Here is a 20878-nt window from a genome sequence, read left to right as displayed (position 1 = left end):
CTCTATCTTTAATTTTTTTTCGTGACTTTTTGAATTATTTTTCCATCCTTTTTCCCCTTTAGGATAAGTTTTATATCTCCATTAGGAAGGACTTCCTCTTTTATTAAATAGTATTCTTCGTTGTAAGAATTCCACTGTTTTTCAATCGCATCTTCAGGATTTCCTCTCCAGTCTTCCAGGATAATTGGTTCCCATAACTTTGTTATGGCAGATTTCAGGGCAGCATCCAAAATGGCATTTACCACATAACCATCATAGAAAGTCTCTTGAGGCTCTCTACCTTCTTCAATGGCAGAGAACATATCTGTAAACATATGGGGATATCCAAGCTCATGAGCCTCGTCTCCTACTGGAAATAACCATCCAGTAGTAGATTCTGCTTTCTCAGCAACATAAGCTTCTCCACCTTTACCAGTGGTAAACATTTCAAAACCTGTTCTTAAAAAACTATTGAGCCATATGGTTCCTTCCGTTCCCATTACTTCATCTCTTAGGTCCATGCCTCCTCTGAAAGTCCAGCTCACTTCAAACTGACCAATAGCGCCATTTGCGTACTTTACCAATCCAATGGCATGATCTTCAGCCTCAATGGGATGCACTTGAGTATCGGCCCAGCACATTACCTCTATTGGCTTAATGTCTTTACCAATAAAATTTCGGCTTATTTCAACACAATGGCAACCAAGGTCTATAATTGCTCCTCCACCTGATTTATTTTTATCCCAAAACCAATCACTATGTGGACCAGGATGCGCTTCTCTTGATTTGGTCCATAAGACGCGTCCAACATCACCTCGCTTGACACTTTCCATAGATTTCAGAAATTTTGGGGTATAGCATAAGTCTTCTAAGTATCCTCCAAAAATTCCAGCTTCTTCCACGAGGTCGAGCATCCGTTTGGCTTCTTTAGCAGTTCGTCCTAAGGGTTTTGTGCAGATCACATGCTTCTTGGCCAAGGCACAGAGCCTAACCGCCTCTTCATGTAAATGGTTTGGGAGTGCTATTAGGACCACCTCTACTTCGGAATGCTCAATAGCTTTTTGCATAGAGGTACTATAATGCGGTAAGCCGTAGTCGTTGGCAAACCTCTTGGCATTTGCTATATTGCGTGAATATACCATTACCACCTCGTCTTTTCTTCTTTGGGCATGCAAGGATTCTGCGTAAAAACGAGCTATAAATCCAGACCCTAATACTGCAATTTTCATAGTGTATATGATTCTTTTAACTTTGGATGCCTACCATCCAAAAGTGTTTTGTACGAATTCTCTACTTATCCTCCAGTCTTCCTTTAAAGGTTTCTTTGGGCTATAATCCTGAGGGAAGGCTAATTCAATGGCCGCCTGACCTTCAAAACCTACTCCTTTCAGAGCCTTGGCAATGTTTTTAAAATCTGTATCGCCTTGTCCCAAATATTCTGTCCATATACCATCGGCGTATTGGTCTCGAAGGTGCAGATAAACAATTTGCTTGCCATAAGTGTTTATAAACTCTACAGGATTAATTCCTGCACGAATCAACCAGTTAATATCCGGACCAAGTTTAAAGTCCGGAATGCGCGCCAAAGTTCCTTTTAAATCATAAAGGTCGTTTTCCACCTCATAGGTATGGTTGTGTAAGTTAGCAATGATACCCTGGTCTGAACAAATAGACCTTATTTTTATTAATATGTCAGCCTGGGCATCAAATTGGTCTTCTGTCTTTGGTGCTTTTGAATGACCTACTGAAATTCCAAAGGTTTTTCCTCCAAGTTTGCTAAGGCGCGGAATGATAATTTTAATATCTGATAAGATTTTCTGGTGTTGATCTTTGTCGAAAAGACTTAAGCCTACCCCATAAGAAGAACCAGAAACAGCTAGGTTGTATTTCTTTATAAGTTCGCCTATTCTAATAACTGCATCGTCGTGTCTAAGATTTGCCTCCATTAATTCGAGCCCTTCAATTCCGGCATAGCTAAGGTCTGAAAAGACTGTTTCCAGGTTTGGAGTACAGTCCCAGTTTGGAGGAAATTTACTCGCATATACCCATAGATGAGCAAAGATGGGAATATGTTTAGAAGCGGAAGAGAATAGTTTTTGACTTCTACCTGATGTAGACCCAAAAAGAACAGCGGCCGAAGCCAAAGCTGTTTTTGATAGAAATTCCCGTCTGTCTACTGATTTTTTAACATTCATTTGTCTTTGGTACTTGATGGCTTTTAGGATTCAATAAATTACGATTTTTTATTAAAGGTCGTATCCAATGCTCGTAAAAATATAAATTTTAACTTGTACGTACAAGTTAAATTGACGTCTTTCTGTTCTTAACGAATATTTATACGATTTTACACTGGAGTTTTAAGGCCAAGAGTACGGTCCAGTTTAATTATCTTTAGATAAATACTATATGCAACTTAAACCGGATAACATGAAGAACTATCTCCAAAAACTAATAGTTTTATTTCTATTTGCTAGCGCCTCTGCATTTGCGCAGATTGATGAGGAAACTAAAGCGAGAAACGAACGTATTAGACAACGTTGGAATAGGAGCTTGGTAGACAACCAAAACTACATTTTTAATAAAGATGCCAATAACTTATTGGCACAGACAGCAAGCAGTATAAACCCTGGGAGTGCTTTGTGCGTAGCTATGGGTCAGGGACGCAACGCTCTTTATCTTGCGAAGAAAGGGTGGGTAGTAAGTGGCTTCGATTTGGCAGATGAAGCCCTCGCATATGCGCAGAAAGAGGCAAAACAAAATAATCTTAGCTTACATACGGAAATAGCAAGTTTTGATACTTATTCCTATGGGTCTTCGAAGTGGGATTTAATTACCTGGCTATATGGAGGATGTTTGCAGATTGAAGGAATTGTACCAAAACTTAGGGAAGCTCTAGTTCCTGGAGGTTTATTTGTCTTCGAATTTTTTCATAGAGATGCTGGGGTTGAAATGGGTAGATCAGATTTTGGCTGCGAAGAAAATTCTATAAAACAAATGTTTGAAGAGGCAGGAGGATTTCAAGTACTATTATACGAAGAGAAGGAGGGAATAGCCGATTACGGAATGAAACCAAACAAACTAATTTATATGGTAGTTAGTAAGCTATAAGTCTCCCGTAAAATCTTAAAAGTATTTCTTATTTACAAAATAACTGGCAACACCTATTCCTAAGATAAATAGGCCAATAAAAAATTCAAGTGGTTTGTCTATAATCAGATAGGAAAAAATCCAAAGGCTAAAAAGAATAAAAAGCAAGGGTAATACTGGGTAGAATGGCGATTTAAATGAGCTACTAGACAGCTTTCTTTTTCGTAATACAAAAACGCTGCCCACCGTCAGGGTAGCACTTAGCTGTAAGATAAAACCACAATATAATAGCACACTTTCAAAAGTTCCCGTTAAAACATAAATAATACTAATAACTCCCTGTATCCAAATGGCTCTAACAGGAATGTTTTTTTGATTTTTCATTTGTAAAAATCGCCAAATTTTGTAATCTGCTCCCATTGCCATCGAGACTCTTGGGCCAACCCAAATCATTGCACTAATACTAGATATCAAAAAAAAAGAAATCAATAAGTTTATCATTTTTGCTCCTTGACTACCCATCAAATTGCTCGCGTATACATGCCCAATATCCAAGGTTCCCTTAAGTTCTTCCAAGGATGCGTGTTTAAGAAACATCATTTGCAAAAGAACATATAGAAAAGTTACTAGTAACGTACCTCTTATTAATGCCTTTGGCAAGTTTATTTGGGGCCGATCTATTTCATCAATAACGTAAGCCGCGGCATTCCAGCCGGTATAGGAATAGGTTACATAGACAAATGCAATGGCAAAAGACGAGGAGGTAATTTCATTAGTCCAGGAAGACGATAAATCAATAGCCGTTTCTTCCGGAGAAATGTAAAAACCAATAAGAATTAAAAGAAGAATTAATAAGACCTTAAACCAACTGGCATAGGACTGAAATACACTACTTACATTGAGATTAAAAGAGTGAATTAATGAGATCATTACAATGGCCATAATGGCAATAAGCACTGGAGAAATACTAAGAACATTACTGAAATATGCTCCTAAGGCCATTGAGGCTAGGGCAACTGGAGCTGCAAACCCTATAATTAGAGAGACCCATCCGGATAAATAACCAATTAGAGGATGAAGAAGTCTAGAGAGGAAGAGGTATTCCCCTCCGGATTTTTCAAAGTTCGAACCCACTTCAGCATAACAAAAAGCTCCTATTAAAGCCATCGCTCCCCCCATTAACCATAAAATAAGAATGGACCAAGTATTCTGAATATCTAGAAGTTGAAAACCTAAACTCGTAAAGACACCAGTGCCTATCATGTTGGCAATCACCAAAGCAGTGGCAACTCTCCATCCAATTTTGTTATTCGGGGACTTCAATTATTTTTAAATATGAAGTAGATAGTCATCGTGAGAAATTTAGATATTCATAGCCGTTGACAATACTTTTAAGGACTTTTCATAACTCTCTTTTAACATGGTTTCGGCATCCATGCTTTCCCAGTATCCCTTGTTAAACAATTCAACAGAGAAACCTCCTCTAAAACCTGCCTCGTACATTTTTGGAATAATACTGTTATAATCGCAAATTCCCTCACCAGGCAATACTCTATCACCGTCGTTTAGCTTGTTAAAGGAAGGAGAAGCCGGATAGTCGTTCATATGCATTACCGGTAATATAGCACCATTTAAAAAGTCGATTGTTTCCCAGGAATTTCCGCCCCTGTATACATGGTAAAAGTCTAATAGAATTTTTGCTTTAGGATGTCCTGAAGAAATTGCGATCTGTGCGCAATCTGCCACCTTGTTTAAGGCACCCATTCCCCAAAGTTCCAAAATAGGGGTAACACCAGTGCTATCGCCCAAGTCTAAGATACGTCTATATCTTTTTGCATACTCCTGGTATTTGTCAGGATTAATAGCATCAATTCCTTGGACAGGGGCTGCAATAAATTTACCCCCCATTTCGGCGATAATGCTCATTTCTTTCTTTAACTGTTCTAGGGCTTCGTCCCGTTCTTCTTCTTTATCGCTACACCATTTTGAGAAACCAATGATGTTTTCCAAAAGCAGATTATTGGATTCTAGAAGAGACTTTAGTTCCGAAGCAGTGCCTCCATTACTCAAATAGGTCATAATATCTCGCATCCATAATTCTACGCCATCAAAGCCAGCTTTTGCCACCATCCTAATTTGTTCATCTACACCTAAGTTGTAATGAATTAGTGTAGAGGTATTTAAACTAATTCTAAAAGGTAAATCCCGTCTTTCTTTTGAAGGTCTACCAAGGGACTTTAATTCGGAGCCATAAAACGTACTCGTTATACTTCCCATAGTTAATAGCAGACCGCTTTGAATAGCTTTTCTTCTAGAAATGCTCTTTTGAATTATTTTTTTCAACTTTATGGATTTTTGATTATTCGTTCTTAAAGATAGGATTATCTTCAAGTTTTTATAGCAAATTCAATGAAAAACCGTTTTGTCTAGATTGTAAATAAAACAAACAAGTAGCCTTTCTTGATGATGAAGTAGCTTATGGGAAAGAGGGATATTCTAAATTATCTAACAGCCACACTCGAGTTAAAAGTGCCCATGGAAACTGCTAAAGTATGTTCTACCTCCTTGAAAATCTCTGGAGCATAATTTTCATATAAAATTACGCCAAGGGTTAAAATGGTTAGAATTAGAATTGCCGAAAGGATTCGTGCAGCGAAAAGTTTTTCAAAATTGGTCATGCTTGACAAAGCTTAATGGTTGTCTAAAACTACAAAATCTACGTGAATTTAACAAATTATTAACAGCCATTTTATTTGTCATCTATTTGAAAGTCAGTAATCTAGTTATAACAAAACAAATATTTTCAGTAAACCCAATAAACTATGGCATCTAGACGACAATTTATCAAAAAAACTTCAACAGGATTAATGGGTATCCCATTGGTTTATAGCACAATGGATCTTTATGCAAAAGATAATATTTATGATGGCCCAGTTTTAAAAGTCGCAATTATGGGGCTAGGGAGTTACGCAGCAAGGGTCGCCAAGGCGATGGACGACTGCAAAAAAGCTAAGATTACAGGTCTTATCAGTGGCACACCCTCTAAAATAGAGAAATGGAAATCGGAATATGAGGTGGAGTCAAAGAACTGCTATAATTATGAAAATTTTGATGCGATAAAAGATAATCCCGATATCGATGCGGTATATATAATTACCCCAAATGGTTTGCATGCGGAGCAGGCAGTACGTGTTGCCAAAGCTGGTAAACATGTTATTTGTGAAAAGCCAATGGGGGTTAATGCGAAAGAGGGTCAACAGATGGTAGATGCCTGCAAAAATGCTGGGGTCAAGCTTTTAATTGGTTATCGCATGCATTTTGAAGCAAATACCTTAGAAATTGTACGCATGCGTAAAGCAAATGAATTTGGTAAGATTATCTTTTTTCAAGGACAATCCGGTTTTATAATTGGAGACCCGAATCAGTGGAGATTAGATTTAAAGCTTTCAGGAGGAGGGGCAATGATGGATATTGGCATCTATTCTATTAATGGAGCGCGCTATATGATTGGAGAAGAACCCCTTTGGGTAACTGCGCAGGAAACAAAAAACGACCCGGTTAAATTTAAAGAGGGCATTGACGAGACCATTCAATTCCAAATGGGCTTCCCGGGAGGGGCAGTTGCTTCTTGCTTATCTACCTATGCTGTAAATCATTTAGACCGCTTTTATTTAAATGGGATAGATGGATTTGCTGAAATGCAACCTTCTACCGGTTACGGCCCAATAAAAGCAAGAACACACAAAGGAGAATTGAGCTTTAAACACATTGCACACCAAACGGTTCAAATGGACGAGATGGCTGGCATAATACTGGAAGGCAAGGAACCCAGTATACCGGTTAATGGCGAAGAAGGGGTAAAGGACATGAAAATTATTGATGCCATCTTTAAGGCAGCTAAAACAGGGCAAAAAGTTCTTTTAAACTAACCTTTTATCTAAAGTCTTAATTATGCCTTATTTTTACATCAATGCTGCCTTCTCATAGGTACCTTTTTTAATAATTTTATAATTTAATCAAATGAAGAGACTTAAAAAGATCATTGTTTATCCTCTTGTTTTATGTATGCTTGGAAGTTTCCTAGTTCTTATGGGATGCAAGACTGATGTGAAGAAAACAGAAGAAGTAGTTGGATTAAAAATGAGCCCTAATAATGAGGGTCTGGTTTTACCTGAAGGATTTGGGGTATTAAAAGTTATTGATTCATTAGAAAAGCCTAGACACATAGCAGTAAACTCCAAAGGGGGTATTTATGCAAAACTTCGCAAACCAATTGATGAGAAAGGAGTGATTTACCTGGAAGATACTGATGGAGACGGTCTGATGGATAAAAGAAGTGGTTTTGGAAACTATGGGGGTACGGGCATTGGATTAGACGAAGACTATTTATATACTTCTTCATATCAAGAGGTGTTTCGTTATCCATTAGGTTCTGATGGCACCGTAGTATCACCGACAGAGATAGATACCTTGGTTACGGGTTTGGTGGCCGGTAGAACCCATGCAGATAAACCTTTTACGCTTGACAAGAATGGGAACATATATGTTAATATTGGCGCCCCCTCTAATGCCTGCCAGGTTGAAGATAGAACCATAGGCTCTCCTGCAATGATGCCCTGTACGATTTTAGATTCTGCCGGAGGGATTTGGCAGTTTAGGAAAGACAAATTAATGCAATCCTATTCGGAAGGTAAAAGATATGCAACTGGCTTAAGAAATGTTATAGGTCTAGATTGGAATAAAGATATAGACAAACTATGTGTTACACAGCATGGAAGAGATATGTTAAGTACTTTATTCCCTGATTTATATGATACGAAAACCTCGGCAGAACTGCCTGCCGAAACACTTTATGTAATAGAAGAAGGTGATGATGCGGGATGGCCATATATCTATTATGATCAGAACTTAAAAGCAAAAATACTGGCTCCGGAATATGGTGGAGACGGAGAAAAAACTGCAGGCGAAGACGCTATAGATCCAATAGTTGCTTTTCCTGCTCACTTAGCACCTAACGCGTTACTATTTTATACGGGCGATATGTTTCCGGAAAAATATAAGGGCGGCGCCTTCATTGCTTTTCACGGGTCTTGGAACAGAGCTCCTGAAAAACAAGAAGGATTTATGGTGGTTTTTGTGCCTTTTAAAAACGGACAACCGAGTGGAGATTGGGAGGTATTCGCAGATGGCTTTGCTGGAAAAGATGAAATTGCCTCTCCGAGCGAGGCTAAGCACAGACCTACAGGTCTGGCACAAGGGCCGGATGGTTCTTTGTATGTTTCGGACGATGCTGGAGGTGCAATTTTTAGAATAATGTACAAAGGATAGTGGGCTAGGTAATTATGTGTGTTGCAAGAAGCGTTCCTTTAGTGCTGCTATTTTTTGTAGTGCTCTATAGTTGTAAACCATCTGACAGGAACAAAATCCCTAAGGAAGAAAACAAAGCGACCGTGAGTCCAAAAAAGGCACTAAGCTCTAGTAAGCTATCACTAAAAATGGAAGCAGGACAAGACGTATACAATAAATATTGTCTAATTTGTCATCAGTCTAATGGAAGTGGTGTACCCGGATTAAATTCTCCCCTGATAAGAACAGAATATGTCTTAGGAGACGAGAACAGACTCCTTAAAATTATTTTAAATGGCTCTGCGGACGGTTTAGAATTGAATAATTCTGAATATGCTAATGTTATGCCGAGTTTCAGGGCTTTAAGCGACGAGCAAATTGCAGAGGTAGGCACTTATATCCGAAATAGTTTTGGCAACAATGCCAGCCCCATTGACGCGCAGGATGTAAAAGAAGTTCGGGCAAGTATTCCAAACTGAGAAATGAGGATAATTAACCTCTGCCAATAAAGGGCATTTGGTTGGCCATGATGGTAAAAAAAGGAATGTTAACATCTAATGGCAGGTTTGCTAAATAGGCAATTGCGTTTCCTACATGCGCAACCTCTATGGTAGGCTCTTTTTGTAATGAACCATCTGCCTGTAGAATTCCCCGCGTCATTTTTTGAGTCATATCACTTTCTGCATTACCAATGTCTATTTGACCACAACAAATATTATATTTTCTTCCTTCCAATGCCGCCGATTTTGTTAGGCCGCTTATAGCGTGTTTACTTGCATTATATGCCACAGAAAAAGGCCTGGGAGTTTGTGCAGAGATAGAGCCATTATTTATAATTCTACCTCCAATAGGATGTTGTTTTTTCATTATTTTAAAGGCTTGCTTTAAGCATAAAAAAGCTCCATTTAAATTGGTGTCTATTACATTTTCCCAATCCGAAAGCGGAAATTCTTCTATTGGAGCGGATTTGACATTGATCCCCGCATTATTAAATAAGAAGTCTAATCTGCCGTGTAAAGTGGTGATTTCATTAAATAATCTTTCAACACTTTCTGGGTCTCGTATATCGGAAAGGATTATTGTGGTGGACGAATTCTTTATGTAAGATGCGGTTTGTTCTAAAGTTTCATTTGTCCGTCCTGTTAATACCACAGACCAACCTTCCTTCCCTAAGACAATTGCCGCTGCCCTGCCAATTCCAGTACCTGCACCAGTAACAAGAGCAATCTTTTTTGTCATTTTAATCTAATATTCTATTAATTCTATTGTTTTAAAATCTATTGGATGACTATTAGATTGCAGTGAGATGTAGCCATCTACTAAAACTAAATCTTCATTTGGGATAAGCGTCTTGCTGATCTCATGTTCTGGATTATACGTAGGATTGGAATAACTTAGTAGTAGTTCCCCATTCACAAAATGTTGAATCTTTCCCTCTTTTACATCAATTTCTAAATTCACCCATTGATCCCCGTGAAAAGTCCGTTTTACAGTTGGGTCGGTGCAGTATGATTCGTTTTTCTTACCATCAATTTCAATAAAGATACCATTAGCACAAACCTGCCCAACAGGCCTCTCAGCCGAACCATCTCCTCCGTGTAGATTGTACTCTAATGAGACTGGAAATAATTGATCAATCTTAACAGATTCCGGAGATTGGCAAAAAAACTGAACTCCGCTATCTCTAAACCCCCACTCCGGTGCTCCAGGAGCTGTTTCACCAACAAATCGGTAGACAACTTTTAAACGATAATTTCGCAGTTTCTTTTTAAAGTAAATAGCTCCAAATCTTTTATTAAAATTATCGCCATACGCATCATATCTGACCTTTAATATATGATCGGAAACGCTAAAAGTATTTCCAAAATTTTCCCCTAATGGGAAACCATTAATTTTCACAACCCAACCATCTAAATCTTTGCCATTAAAAATTGGAATCCATACCCTATTTTCACTACTAGCCAAATAGTCTGGGTTTAAGCTTTGATTAAAAGAGAAATTTTCTATATCTAAGGCTTGGGTAGTCCCTTGGAGGAATAATAGTAAAAGATAAATTGGAAGCATTGGAACTAGATTAGATGGTTAAAGAATTTCCTAAGGTCTTATTTTAATGCCTTGCGAATAAAATAGTAGGCTCCATATTTTTTGGCTATTGAAAAAAGCAGATTGAGCCAATTAGGAGGCTGTAAATCCTCCTTTATAGTGTACTGAATTCCTTTTAGTTTTTCTAAAGCAATTTGGCGCTCTAAATTTAGGCGCTTTAGATCGTGTTCAATCTCATCAAAATTGTTATAAGATTTCATTTAATTGAAAAATTGTTTAGACATCTTTTGTACAATGGACTTGTCTATCTTAGCTCTTAGTAGATATAGTACAAAGGCAAGGAAAAATAAAACCCCAGCGTTTATTAAACAGGCATATACTATGTTTCCCATGGCATTCCCCAAGGCAATTGTTGAAGCAACAAGGAGGAGTAAAAACCCTAAAGAAACAAGACTTCCTATAACGGCAATTTTAGCGAAGATACTCGTAGTACTGCTCAGTTGCTGGAATATTTTTAACTCGTAATATTCCTGCGTTTTTACTAGATAATCTTCGCCTAAATCTACTGCTTTTTCTGCATGATCTCCCAGCGACTCAATAAGGCCCATATTAGCTTTTTTGTAGTTTTTTATTCTTTGTTTTTAAATCTGCCAACTTTTGTTCTAAGGCCGATATAATATCGTCTGCCTTATAACTCACATCAGAAACCAAGCTTTCCATTCTGGCCTCTAAGGTTTCAGCATCAGCATTCATGGTATCGCTAACTTTTTCCTTTAATTCTATTGCGGTATCCTCCAGACTGGCTCTGGCAGCGGCGGCTTCTTCAGCTAACTTTTTTCTTGTATTCTCGCCTTTATCGGGCGCAAAAAGCACCCCTAGAGCAACCCCTATTGCAGTTCCAGCTATTAGTCCTATTAAGGCATTTCCTGAGTTATTCATATAGTCCTGTATTATGGTTAAATGGGATAGTAATAGTTTTTAAATATACAAAAATGGCTTTTATTCGAGAAGGGAATGTAGTAAATTACGGGGACAAAGGTTTTTAAACAACAAAAAATGGAAAAAAGGAAACTTGGCTTTTCAGAACTCTACCTTACTCCTATTGGCTTGGGAACATGGGCCATGGGAGGAGGAGACTGGAAATTTGGATGGGGCCCTCAAAAAGACCTTAACTCTATCAAGGCAGTACACGCAGCCATAGAAGAGGGAATAAACTGGATTGATACAGCTGCAATTTATGGTCATGGTCATTCAGAAGAGGTGATACGGAAGGCTATTAAAGGTAGAAGAGAAGAGGTGATCATTGCTACAAAATGTGGTCGTGTATGGGAAGATAATAGCCTAGAAATAGGTAAGTCATTGAAAAGGAAAAGTATAAAAAAGGAAGTGGAGGCCAGTCTAAAACGTCTTGGAATTGAAGTTATTGATCTTTATCAGATTCACTGGCCAGAACCAGCCGAAGAAATAGAGGAAGGTTGGGGAACCATTGCAGATTTAATAAGAGAGGGAAAAGTACGTTATGGGGGGGTTTCAAATTTCAATTTAGAACAACTAAAAAAGGCACAGGCAATTCACCCAATTGCCTCCTTACAACCACCCTATAGTATGCTTAAAAGGGAGGTTGAGGAAGAAGTGATGCCTTATTGTAAAATTAATGAAATTGGCATTATTGCCTATAGTCCTATGCAAGCAGGACTATTAAGCGGGAAATTTAGCAGAGAGAGAGCCTCTAATCTACCCCAATCCGATTGGAGAAGTCGTAATCCGTTTTTTTTGGAGCCACAAATCTCTAAGTACCTTAAAAAAGTAGAAAAACTAAAGGAAATTGCCACTGCGAAAGGCATTAGTATGGCTCAATTGTCTTTGGCCTGGGTCCTTCGGAGAGACGAGGTTACAGCGGCGATTGTTGGTGCACGAGATGCAAGACAAATAAAAGAAACAGTAATAGCGGGTTCGCTTGTCTTAAATGAATTGGAAGTCAATGAAGTAGAACAAATTTTATCTCTGTGATTTGCCATTTTTTGAACCGCTAAAACACTCATAATAGTAACCTATTGTTTCCCTTAAATTAACATCTATCTTGCAAATCCCCCTTATTTTTGGGGAACCTTATTAAAAGGAAACGTTCTTATTTTATATAGTTTGAGTTAGTTTAGAAAAGCAGATGATATCATCTGCTTTTTTGGTATTATACGACATCAGTAATATGCAGGCTGCTCTTCATTTTGTCGAATATAGCGTTTTGAGAATAATAAGCGTTTTTATATAAGCGTTTAAGCATTTAGTAATGACCTACTTCGAAATGAAAAAGCTAAATAATTCTCCCCTTTCTTTCTACACCATTCTTTTTTTATCTTCTTTAGTGTTTGTTTTTCAATCCTGTTCTAAGGATAGTTTAGAGGAAGCGATAGATAGCGAATTGGTAGATACAAAATCTAATCCCGATATGTCTGAAGAGGAAGAAGCAATATCGGATGAATCAGTGGAAGATGATAATCCAAATGAAATAGAACAGGAAGAACTGCCCTGCTCCGTAGAGAATCAAATGATTAGCGAAAAAGATGGCTTGGTTGTTTTCGAATTTGAAAATGAGGCTTTTACATCGCCATGGAGTCTAGAGGATATTAGTGCAATGACCTCTGGTGAAGGTTATATGTTTTGGGAGGGAGATCAGTATTTAGGTAGTCCTGGTAATGGCATGGTAACATACAATCTAAAGATCGATAAGCCTGGAACTTATCAATTTATTTGGCATTCAGCTGTTGTTATGGGCAATAGTGGAACCGACCATAATGATACTTGGTTGAGATTCCCAGATGCTGCTGACTTTTATGGAAAAAAAGGAACGAGTATAGTATACCCCAAAGGAAGTGGAAAATCTCCGAATCCTGAAGGTGCCGGGGCAGAAGGGTGGTTTAAAGTGTACAGAAGTGGCAATAATCTTGATTTTAAATGGCAGGCATCTACCTATGACAATAATGCGCATGATATTTTCGTGGAGTTTGGAGCAGCAGGCATATATAAAATGGAAATTTCCGCAAGATCTTCTGGCCATGCCATAGATAAGGCAATGCTTTTTGAGACGTCCATAAACAAGAATACAGCCATTGAAAATTCCGCTATTAACAGTACCATAGATTGTTTCGACTAATAGATATTACCATCCTAAAATATTCACACCTCAGAGGCATAAATTTTTTCAATTTGCAAATATATTGCGGCTGAAGCCATTAGTTTCAGACCTATGATTTTTTGAAATAATTGAAAATATTTTGATGGGATGAAACAAGTATTTCCAAAGGAAATATTAGAAAATACTTCTGAAGTATATTTATTTAAACACCGTACGAAATCCGTATGGTTTTTGGGGGTATTGCTGTTTATAATGATTCTGGGGATTTGTTTATTACCTCTGTTAAAAGTAGATGTTTATTCTTCTGCAAAAGGAGTAATTAGGTCAGATATTTCTAAAGAAGATCTATACGTTATTGTTTCTGCAAAAGTTCTTCATAGTAACCTACAAAATAACCTTAGAGTTTATATGGGTGACACACTCCTAGTTTTAAACAGCAATTTTCTTCAAGAAAGAGATTTCTTATTAAAGCAAGAAATGGAAATCATATCGGTATTGAAAATAGACTTGGAAGCTCTCCTTAGTAAAGAAAATATTGATACACAAGGATTACGATCTTCCAAATACCAAAAATTGACTTCGATATTTTTAGAAAAAATGAGGTCGGTCTTCTTAGAAAAAATAAAATCAGAAACAGAATTAAAGAGGCAGAAGCATTTGTTTTTAAAAGGCGTTGTTTCAGAAAAAGAGTATTTGGAAGCGAAATATGTGTATGAAACCGTTCTTTCAAAATCTCGACAACAACTAAATGAGTTCAGAGAATCTTGCGAAAAGGATCTGGAAACGCAAAATCATAGATTGCGACAGATAAGAATGGATAGGAATAAAACTAAAGAACAAATAAAAAAGCACTATGTTACGGCCTCTGCCAATGGCACATTAAACAAAGTTATCGCGGTTTCCCCTGGCAATTATGTCACTTCTGGGACTAGAATAGCGGAGATATCACCCGAAAATAGCCTTATAGTTGAATGCTTTGTGAGCCCATTAGACATTGGACTAATTAGGGAAAATATGAAAACAAAATTTCAAGTAGATGCCTTCAATTACAACCAATGGGGAACCATCTCTGGTCGGGTGTCAGAAATAGGTCGTGATCTTCAGTTTAACGGGGACACCCCTTTTTTCTTGGTAAAATGCGAGATGTTTAAGAATACATTAACCCTAAAAAATGGATTTAAGGGATTATTGAAAAAGGGAATGACTGTTACGGTACATTTCGTTCTTAGTAAAAGGTCTTTATGGGAATTGCTTTTTGATCAATTGGAAGATTGGTTATACCCTTCTTCGCAAGATTTTAAACTTGCGGATTTTTAGCAAAAAGGATTTTATTGTTTGCAAAGCAAATGCACCCTTCAACATGATCTTTATAAAACTGCGGCCCAGAGGTTTATTCAAAAAAAGGGTTTGCCGAAGATTTATTAATATAAGACAATGGCCAAAAAAAGAGTTAAACAGCACGATACTACAGATTGTGGGGCAGCCTGTTTAGCATCTGTCTTTGAGCACTACAACTTACATATTCCCATTTCAAGAATAAGGCAAATTGCCGGGACCGATAAAAGCGGAACAAATGCCTTTGGTCTGATTGAAGCTGCTGCTAAGTTTGGTTTTGAGGGAAAAGGAGTTAAGGCAGATCTAGCTAGTTTAAAATACGTCCCCAAACCATGTATTTCCCATATGCTAATTAATAGGGTGATGTATCACTTCATAGTAATATACAAGACGGGTAAAAAAAGTGTTAGGATTATGGATCCGGCAGATGGGGAATTTCATAATTGGACCTATGAGGGTTTTGCTAAACAGTGGACAGGGGTTCTTATTTTACTTACTCCAGGGGAAAAGTTTGAAAAAAGAAGCCTAAAAATATCTGTTTATTCAAGACTGTGGATTTTGCTTAAACCACATAAATGGATTCTATTGCACGCTCTTTTTGCTTCCGTTATATATACATTGCTAGGGTTTTCTACCGCCATATATATTCAAAAATTAACAGATTTTGTCTTTGTTGGAGGGAATAGGAGTCTTCTAAACATTTTAGGTATGCTGATGGTTTTGCTTTGGTTTGCTCAAATCGTAATTGGCGCTTTTAAAGACGTATTTCTATTAAAGACTGGGCAGCAAATAGATATCCGACTTATTTTAGGCTATTATAGGCATTTATTAAAACTTCCACAGCGATTCTTTGATACTATGCGCGTAGGAGAAATTATCTCCAGATTAAACGATGCAATTAAAATAAGGACTTTTATTAATGGCGTTGCCTTAAACCTAACCGTAAATTGTCTGATTATTGGTTTTTCTTTTGTTCTAATGTTTACTTATTACTGGAAACTAGCTCTTGTAATTTGCTCATTTATTCCTATTTATTTTGGAATCTACTATTTGATGAACTTTTTAAACAAAAAAACGGAACGCAGAATTATGGAAGAATCTGCTAGTTTGGAAAGCCAATTAGTGGAATCTCTCAATACAATAAGTACCGTTAAAAAGTTTCAATTGGAAGACTTTGCCAACCTCAGGACAGAAACAAGGTTTATACGCCTGATGAAAACCGGCTACCATTCTTCATTAAACCGTATTTTTTCTAATAGCAGTAGTAGTGCAGTTTCTAAACTATCAACTATAGTATTGCTGTGGACGGGTTCTTATTTTGTTTTAGAACAAGAGATATCGCCAGGGGAATTAATGTCTTTTTATGCAATAATGGGATATTTTACAAGCCCCCTTGTTTATCTTATTAACTCCAATAGAGATATACAAAATGCCCTTATTGCCGCGGATAGATTATTTGAAATTATCGATCTTGAACAAGAAGATGAAATGAAAAAAATAAGACTTCAAAGAGAATTAGTTGGGGATATTATATTTAGAAGTGTAGACTTTAGATACGGCTGTAGAAAGAGGGTTTTCAAAAAACTAAATTTATGTATTCATCATAAAGAAGTAACTGCTGTGGTCGGAGAAAGCGGTTGTGGAAAAACTACACTTGCTTCTTTACTTCAAAACATATATTCTGTTCAAAACGGACAAATTAGTCTTGGCGGAATGAATATCAACATGTTCAAAAAATCCAGTTTAAGGCACCTAATAGCCGTTGTGCCCCAAAAAATAGATTTATTTGCTGGGAATGTTATAGAAAATATTGCTGTAGGAGACTTTAATCCGGACACCAAAAAAATAGATAAAATTTGTAAAACAATTGATATAACAGGATTTATTGAGACATTACCTGAAGGATATTACACCTACCTTGGGGAGAATGGTGTTTCTCTTTCAGGAGGGCAAAGACAGCGTATAGCGATTGCAAGAGCCTTGTACAAAGAACCGGAGATTCTAATTCTTGATGAGGCTACCTCTTCTCTAGACTCTATGGCCGAAAAACAGGTCTATAATGCCATAAAAGAGATGAGGCGCACTAACAAAACAGTAATAATAATAGCACATAGACTAAGCACAATAGCTAATGCCGATAAGATTGTTGTTTTAGACAAAGGAAGGGTCTCAGAACAGGGTACCCACGAAGATCTATTAGCAGTTAAAGGGCAATATCATAAATTGTGGCACTCACAATTGCCAAAATCTTTAACCTTTAGACTTCCTTCTTTAGAAGGCTATATAGACGCTAACGATTATCGTCAGAGCGGCAAATAGAAATAATGGAAGCATTAATTTAAAAGCAAATCCAAACCACTTGTTAAATGGAATTCCTGCAATAGAGAGAATTGCCATTAGACCACCATTGGTAGGAATTAATAGGTCCATCATAACAGCCCCGTATTGATACGCTAAGACACATACCTGCCGAGAAATCCCTATTAAATCAGATAATGGCGCCAAAATAGGCATAGTTAATATAGCTTGCCCGGAATAACTAGGGACTATAATATGAAGAACGGCTTGAGAAAGAAACATAGAAACTGCAGAGATACTTTTTGGCATATATTGCAGAGGTGTAAACAAACCATTAATTACGCTGTCAATTATCAACCCTTTCTCGAGAATAATAGAAATACTGCTCGACAATCCAACTATTATGGCCGCAAAGGCTACGGTTTTAAAACCTTCGGTATAGGCTTCCGCTGTACCGTTTATTCCTAACCCTCCAAGAATGCCTACTAGGATTCCCATTGCAAAAAACTCGGCAGACATTTCATTGAAGCCCCAATCATATTGAAGAATTCCAATGATTAATACAATAAATGTTAATCCCAGAACACCAAAAATGCCTATGGTCTTTCTGGTTAGCTTGGTTTTACTATTTAAATTATCGACAGATTTTGATATCCTGTTCCTATTGGCATATCTGATAATTAATATCATCCATAATACAAAGGCCAAGCCCATGGCCATTAGTCGAAAGGTGCTACCAGATAAGAATTCTAAATTGGTTTCTTTCTGAGCAAGAACTACTGCAAATGGATTTATAGGACTAAACGATGCTCCTAAAATTGCCGATCCAAAACTTATGGCGATGGCAACAAAAGAATCATATCCCATTCTGTGACAGAGAAATAGCATTACAGGGGTCATGGCTATTATTTCTTCCTGCAGGCCACACAAAGCACCACCGGCAAGGAAAGCCAGAGAAACAACAATTAGAGCAATCTCCTCTTTGCCCTTTAAATTTTCAGTTAGAAAGGCTATCCCGTTGTGTAATGCCCCAGTTTTTTCAAGCACAAAGAAACTTCCTCCAATAAGAAATATTAGCGCAATGACATCGGCCCGCAGTATTATGCCTTCGGGAATGGCCATGAATGTTTCAGCAATACTTACCGAGGGAGCTTCAACTAGGGAAAAAGAATTTGGAACAACTTTTAATTCCTGGCTGACCTCTGAGATTTTTCTTTCGTATTTTCCTTGTGGAATAATATAGGTTGAAATAGTAGCAATAAAGATTATGCTAATCATAATTACTAGGGCATTTGGAAATTTTTTCATGGAAAAAGCGGAAAATTGGTTGGTGATGAATTTAACAAGGTAGAGTTTTTATAGCAATAATATCAGACAAAGACTATTTAGCTGCTTTTTGAGGAGTAAAACTATATTTTGTTTTGATCAATTGACCCATATTTAAGTAAAAACAGTAAATTCATTTAATGGAAAATAACTCACCTCTGTTTAGGATTACCCTTAGATTAATCATTTTGGGGTTTATTATTCTAGGGATGGTTCTAGGGAAATCCTTTTTAGTGCCACTTGCCTGGGCCTTGCTGATTGGTTTGGCTAGTATTGGGATTGTGCAAAAGCTGGAAGATAAGACTAGGTGGAATAGAGGACTAATTGTATTTGTATATATCCTTTTTATACTTGGAGGGATTTTTCTTATCGGACTATTTTTCTTTAAGGAGGTGCGCCGAATATTTAGGAACTTACCTTCTATTAACGATAGAGTATCAGAAAGAATCCAGGAACTTTCAGATACATTACGGCTAGTTGGAATCGATATGCCAGAGCAAATTGACAAGAATATTGTGGGGAATTGGGTCCAAACCCATAGTAAAACAATATTTTCATTTATCTCTGAACTAGGATTAGAAATTTGGGCCATTGTACTTATTTTATGCTTCCTATTTTTTATCCTTTACTACAGAGATTTAATTCCTAGTTTTTTTCAAAAGAATATTACAGACGAAACGGAATTGAAGGAGATGAAAGAACGATTTAGAAAATCATTAAAACTTATTAGAAGTTATATTTTTGGCCTTATGGTCTTAACCTTATTGTCTGCGCTTACCAACTATTTGGTATTTCTAATTTTTGGCCTTCAATTTGCCGTCTTTTTTGCGGTCTTTTTGGCAATTCTTAACCTGATCCCTTTTGTGGGAAATGCCATTGGGCTAGTGGTAATAATGCTCTTTGCAATCCTAACCAAAGAAAGTTCGCTGGTGCCATTGTTTATTTTTATTGCGTTATTTATAGTAAACTTTTTACAGGATAATGTGTTTAGACCTTGGCTAGTTGGAGACCAGATGAAAGTCAATGCCTTTATTGTGTTTTTGGCAATCGTAGTTGGCGGCACCATATGGGGAGTCTCAGGAATGATTTTGTTTATTCCCACAGTTGGCGTAATAAAAATAATTTTAGAAGGAAACCCCAAATTTAGTCCCTATGCTATTCTATTTTCAGAAATGGGTAAGAATATTGATCCCGTTAAAAAAATTGAAAAGCCGAAGGAAGATGGGAATAAAGAGCAGCCATTATAAATGGGGTTTTTAATAGCTATTAGTCCATTCGAAGTCGGTTGAAATAATTTGCTTTTTTTCATCTTCTAAATATTGTAAATAAGAACTTGCTGCTGGGGATAAGTTTTTTGATTTTAACCATATTAGATTCCAATGTGTTCTTATAGGCAACCCCTTAACTTCTATAATTTCTAAATCTCCGTTTTTCAATTCGTTTTTAATACCTATTAAAGGAAGAATAGAGTATCCAAGTCCAGCTAAAACAGCTTGTTTGACCGCTTCATTCGACTTTAGTTCTATTTTTTTATAAATAGGAATTTTATTTTTATTTATAAAGGTTTCCATGGCATTTCTAGTCGCAGAACCGACCTCCCTGTATATAAGGGGGATTTCTTCAAAAAACTGTTTTTTACTTTTAAACGGTTTTCTATTAAGTTGTTTCTTCCCTACCAAGAAAAGACGGTTCTCCATTAAACGAACTGTTTCAATTTTCAATTGTTTAGGTAAAACGGATACTAAGGCAAAGTCTACTTCGTTTTTTTCTAAACTTTCAATTACACTTGCTTTATTGGTAACGTCCATGGTAAGGTCAATGCCATTATGCTTTTCCATGAAATTAGAAAGAAAATAGGGCATTACATACTTACCGGTAGATACTACTGCAATTTTTAATCTGCCAACTAGTTGCCCTTTATACGAAAGGGTCTTGTAATTAATAGCATTTACCTCGTTTAAAATATTCTCTGCCGCTACAGCTATTTCCTTCCCAAAATCGGTTACATAAAGCTTGCGCCCCACCACCTCGGTTAGGGGGATAGAAAACTGGTCTTGTAGATTTTTCAGTTGAATAGAAACAGCTGGTTGCGTTAGGTGAAGCTCCTGAGATGCCTTAGTAATACTTTGATGCTGTGTTATTTTTAAAAATATCTGAAGCTGATGTAAAGTGTAATTCATAAAAATAAATTATGTATGTGATAATAAATATAAATAAAAATTTATGAAAAACAATTAGCAACTTTGCATTGATAAATAAGACAACAAATTTCTTAAAGGGTATGGCAGAAATAAAATTTCAATCAGTAAGAAGAAAGAAGGACTCTTACTC

The 20878-nt window shown here is 37.0% G+C and carries 21 protein-coding genes; 9 read left to right on the top strand and 12 right to left on the bottom strand.

Translation table 11 applies throughout. The features are described from left to right. Positions 1-8: 8 nt before the first annotated feature. A complete protein-coding gene (locus PXG98_RS02855; protein ID WP_276388893.1) occupies positions 9-1208 on the bottom strand; it encodes a Gfo/Idh/MocA family protein in 1200 nt (399 codons plus the stop codon). Positions 1209-1238: 30 nt separating this feature from the next. Next, the gene (locus PXG98_RS02850; protein WP_276388892.1) at positions 1239-2174 is read right to left on the bottom strand and encodes a sugar phosphate isomerase/epimerase family protein; all 936 of its coding nucleotides are present in this window, start codon (positions 2172-2174) and stop codon (positions 1239-1241) included. Between the two features lie 232 nt (positions 2175-2406). On the opposite strand from PXG98_RS02850, the gene PXG98_RS02845 reads away from it, so the two are divergent. Continuing rightward, positions 2407-3087 (top strand): class I SAM-dependent methyltransferase, encoded by a 681-nt coding sequence (locus tag PXG98_RS02845; RefSeq protein WP_276388891.1) that lies wholly within the window; start codon positions 2407-2409, stop codon positions 3085-3087. 15 nt (positions 3088-3102) lie between these two features. Here PXG98_RS02845 and PXG98_RS02840 read toward each other — a convergent pair whose 3' ends face one another. The 3 genes from PXG98_RS02840 to PXG98_RS02830 all read right to left on the bottom strand — a co-directional run bounded on the left by PXG98_RS02840 (position 3103) and on the right by PXG98_RS02830 (position 5744). Beyond that, complete coding sequence (locus PXG98_RS02840) at positions 3103-4389, bottom strand: APC family permease (protein WP_276388890.1); 1287 nt, start codon at positions 4387-4389, stop codon at positions 3103-3105. 39 nt (positions 4390-4428) lie between these two features. Next, a complete protein-coding gene (locus PXG98_RS02835) occupies positions 4429-5409 on the bottom strand; it encodes a sugar phosphate isomerase/epimerase family protein (RefSeq protein WP_276388889.1) in 981 nt (326 codons plus the stop codon). Positions 5410-5567: 158 nt separating this feature from the next. After that, the gene (locus tag PXG98_RS02830) at positions 5568-5744 is read right to left on the bottom strand and encodes a hypothetical protein (RefSeq protein ID WP_276388888.1); all 177 of its coding nucleotides are present in this window, start codon (positions 5742-5744) and stop codon (positions 5568-5570) included. Positions 5745-5888: 144 nt separating this feature from the next. Here PXG98_RS02830 and PXG98_RS02825 point away from each other — a divergent pair, with 144 nt between their 5' ends. The 3 genes from PXG98_RS02825 to PXG98_RS02815 all read left to right on the top strand — a co-directional run bounded on the left by PXG98_RS02825 (position 5889) and on the right by PXG98_RS02815 (position 8891). After that, entirely contained in the window at positions 5889-6995 is a 1107-nt protein-coding gene (locus PXG98_RS02825) for a Gfo/Idh/MocA family protein (RefSeq protein WP_276388887.1), read from the top strand. 91 nt (positions 6996-7086) lie between these two features. Next, positions 7087-8394, top strand: a complete 1308-nt coding sequence (locus PXG98_RS02820; RefSeq protein ID WP_276388886.1) for a PQQ-dependent sugar dehydrogenase — start codon at positions 7087-7089, stop codon at positions 8392-8394. A gap of 122 nt (positions 8395-8516) precedes the next feature. Continuing rightward, the gene (locus tag PXG98_RS02815) at positions 8517-8891 is read left to right on the top strand and encodes a c-type cytochrome (RefSeq protein ID WP_276388885.1); all 375 of its coding nucleotides are present in this window, start codon (positions 8517-8519) and stop codon (positions 8889-8891) included. Positions 8892-8904: 13 nt separating this feature from the next. Here PXG98_RS02815 and PXG98_RS02810 read toward each other — a convergent pair whose 3' ends face one another. The 5 genes from PXG98_RS02810 to PXG98_RS02790 are packed head-to-tail and all read right to left on the bottom strand — an operon-like array spanning position 8905 to position 11394. Then, positions 8905-9651: an SDR family oxidoreductase gene (locus tag PXG98_RS02810; protein ID WP_276388884.1), complete on the bottom strand. Its 747-nt coding sequence runs from the start codon at positions 9649-9651 to the stop codon at positions 8905-8907. A 6-nt stretch (positions 9652-9657) separates the two neighbouring features. Further along, complete coding sequence (locus PXG98_RS02805; RefSeq protein WP_276388883.1) at positions 9658-10476, bottom strand: 3-keto-disaccharide hydrolase; 819 nt, start codon at positions 10474-10476, stop codon at positions 9658-9660. Between the two features lie 38 nt (positions 10477-10514). Further along, positions 10515-10715 carry a DUF6327 family protein gene (locus tag PXG98_RS02800; RefSeq protein WP_276388882.1) on the bottom strand — a complete coding sequence of 67 codons (201 nt, stop codon included), beginning with the start codon at positions 10713-10715 and terminating at the stop codon, positions 10515-10517. Then, positions 10716-11063, bottom strand: coding sequence for a hypothetical protein (locus PXG98_RS02795; RefSeq protein ID WP_276388881.1), 348 nt, complete (start codon positions 11061-11063; stop codon positions 10716-10718). 1 nt (position 11064) lies between these two features. Continuing rightward, positions 11065-11394 (bottom strand): YtxH domain-containing protein, encoded by a 330-nt coding sequence (locus PXG98_RS02790; RefSeq protein WP_276388880.1) that lies wholly within the window; start codon positions 11392-11394, stop codon positions 11065-11067. Positions 11395-11511: 117 nt separating this feature from the next. On the opposite strand from PXG98_RS02790, the gene PXG98_RS02785 reads away from it, so the two are divergent. From PXG98_RS02785 to PXG98_RS02770, 4 genes are all read left to right on the top strand, one after another. Further along, positions 11512-12465 carry an aldo/keto reductase gene (locus PXG98_RS02785; protein WP_276388879.1) on the top strand — a complete coding sequence of 318 codons (954 nt, stop codon included), beginning with the start codon at positions 11512-11514 and terminating at the stop codon, positions 12463-12465. 277 nt (positions 12466-12742) lie between these two features. Next, positions 12743-13606 carry a hypothetical protein gene (locus tag PXG98_RS02780; RefSeq protein WP_276388878.1) on the top strand — a complete coding sequence of 288 codons (864 nt, stop codon included), beginning with the start codon at positions 12743-12745 and terminating at the stop codon, positions 13604-13606. Positions 13607-13735: 129 nt separating this feature from the next. After that, on the top strand, positions 13736-14905 hold the full coding sequence (locus PXG98_RS02775) for an HlyD family secretion protein (protein WP_276388877.1): 1170 nt from the start codon (positions 13736-13738) through the stop codon (positions 14903-14905). A 117-nt stretch (positions 14906-15022) separates the two neighbouring features. Beyond that, entirely contained in the window at positions 15023-17242 is a 2220-nt protein-coding gene (locus PXG98_RS02770; protein ID WP_276388876.1) for a peptidase domain-containing ABC transporter, read from the top strand. Here the strand turns inward: PXG98_RS02770 and PXG98_RS02765 are convergent. Further along, positions 17195-18499 carry a YfcC family protein gene (locus PXG98_RS02765; protein WP_276388875.1) on the bottom strand — a complete coding sequence of 435 codons (1305 nt, stop codon included), beginning with the start codon at positions 18497-18499 and terminating at the stop codon, positions 17195-17197. The genes PXG98_RS02770 and PXG98_RS02765 overlap by 48 nt on opposite strands. A 188-nt stretch (positions 18500-18687) precedes the next feature. On the opposite strand from PXG98_RS02765, the gene PXG98_RS02760 reads away from it, so the two are divergent. Next, positions 18688-19794, top strand: coding sequence for an AI-2E family transporter (locus PXG98_RS02760; RefSeq protein WP_276388874.1), 1107 nt, complete (start codon positions 18688-18690; stop codon positions 19792-19794). Between the two features lie 9 nt (positions 19795-19803). Here the strand turns inward: PXG98_RS02760 and PXG98_RS02755 are convergent, their stop codons facing one another. Then, positions 19804-20727 carry a LysR family transcriptional regulator gene (locus tag PXG98_RS02755; RefSeq protein ID WP_276388873.1) on the bottom strand — a complete coding sequence of 308 codons (924 nt, stop codon included), beginning with the start codon at positions 20725-20727 and terminating at the stop codon, positions 19804-19806. Positions 20728-20878 lie beyond the last annotated feature (151 nt).

The organism is Eudoraea chungangensis (genome assembly GCF_029360665.1).
In the GTDB taxonomy this organism is placed as follows: domain Bacteria; phylum Bacteroidota; class Bacteroidia; order Flavobacteriales; family Flavobacteriaceae; genus Eudoraea; species Eudoraea chungangensis.
This window is presented reverse-complemented; position numbering and strand designations above follow the sequence as displayed.

Coding starts and splice junctions, on each gene's coding strand:
- PXG98_RS02805 (WP_276388883.1), bottom strand. CDS start 10,476: ATGCTTCCAATTTATCTTTTACTATTATTCCTCCAAGGGACTACCCAA.
- PXG98_RS02845 (WP_276388891.1), top strand. CDS start 2,407: ATGAAGAACTATCTCCAAAAACTAATAGTTTTATTTCTATTTGCTAGC.
- PXG98_RS02820 (WP_276388886.1), top strand. CDS start 7,087: ATGAAGAGACTTAAAAAGATCATTGTTTATCCTCTTGTTTTATGTATG.
- PXG98_RS02755 (WP_276388873.1), bottom strand. CDS start 20,727: ATGAATTACACTTTACATCAGCTTCAGATATTTTTAAAAATAACACAG.
- PXG98_RS02795 (WP_276388881.1), bottom strand. CDS start 11,063: ATGGGCCTTATTGAGTCGCTGGGAGATCATGCAGAAAAAGCAGTAGAT.
- PXG98_RS02800 (WP_276388882.1), bottom strand. CDS start 10,715: ATGAAATCTTATAACAATTTTGATGAGATTGAACACGATCTAAAGCGC.
- PXG98_RS02780 (WP_276388878.1), top strand. CDS start 12,743: ATGACCTACTTCGAAATGAAAAAGCTAAATAATTCTCCCCTTTCTTTC.
- PXG98_RS02775 (WP_276388877.1), top strand. CDS start 13,736: ATGAAACAAGTATTTCCAAAGGAAATATTAGAAAATACTTCTGAAGTA.
- PXG98_RS02825 (WP_276388887.1), top strand. CDS start 5,889: ATGGCATCTAGACGACAATTTATCAAAAAAACTTCAACAGGATTAATG.
- PXG98_RS02855 (WP_276388893.1), bottom strand. CDS start 1,208: ATGAAAATTGCAGTATTAGGGTCTGGATTTATAGCTCGTTTTTACGCA.
- PXG98_RS02765 (WP_276388875.1), bottom strand. CDS start 18,499: ATGATTAGCATAATCTTTATTGCTACTATTTCAACCTATATTATTCCA.
- PXG98_RS02810 (WP_276388884.1), bottom strand. CDS start 9,651: ATGACAAAAAAGATTGCTCTTGTTACTGGTGCAGGTACTGGAATTGGC.
- PXG98_RS02790 (WP_276388880.1), bottom strand. CDS start 11,394: ATGAATAACTCAGGAAATGCCTTAATAGGACTAATAGCTGGAACTGCA.
- PXG98_RS02785 (WP_276388879.1), top strand. CDS start 11,512: ATGGAAAAAAGGAAACTTGGCTTTTCAGAACTCTACCTTACTCCTATT.
- PXG98_RS02760 (WP_276388874.1), top strand. CDS start 18,688: ATGGAAAATAACTCACCTCTGTTTAGGATTACCCTTAGATTAATCATT.
- PXG98_RS02850 (WP_276388892.1), bottom strand. CDS start 2,174: ATGAATGTTAAAAAATCAGTAGACAGACGGGAATTTCTATCAAAAACA.
- PXG98_RS02770 (WP_276388876.1), top strand. CDS start 15,023: ATGGCCAAAAAAAGAGTTAAACAGCACGATACTACAGATTGTGGGGCA.
- PXG98_RS02830 (WP_276388888.1), bottom strand. CDS start 5,744: ATGACCAATTTTGAAAAACTTTTCGCTGCACGAATCCTTTCGGCAATT.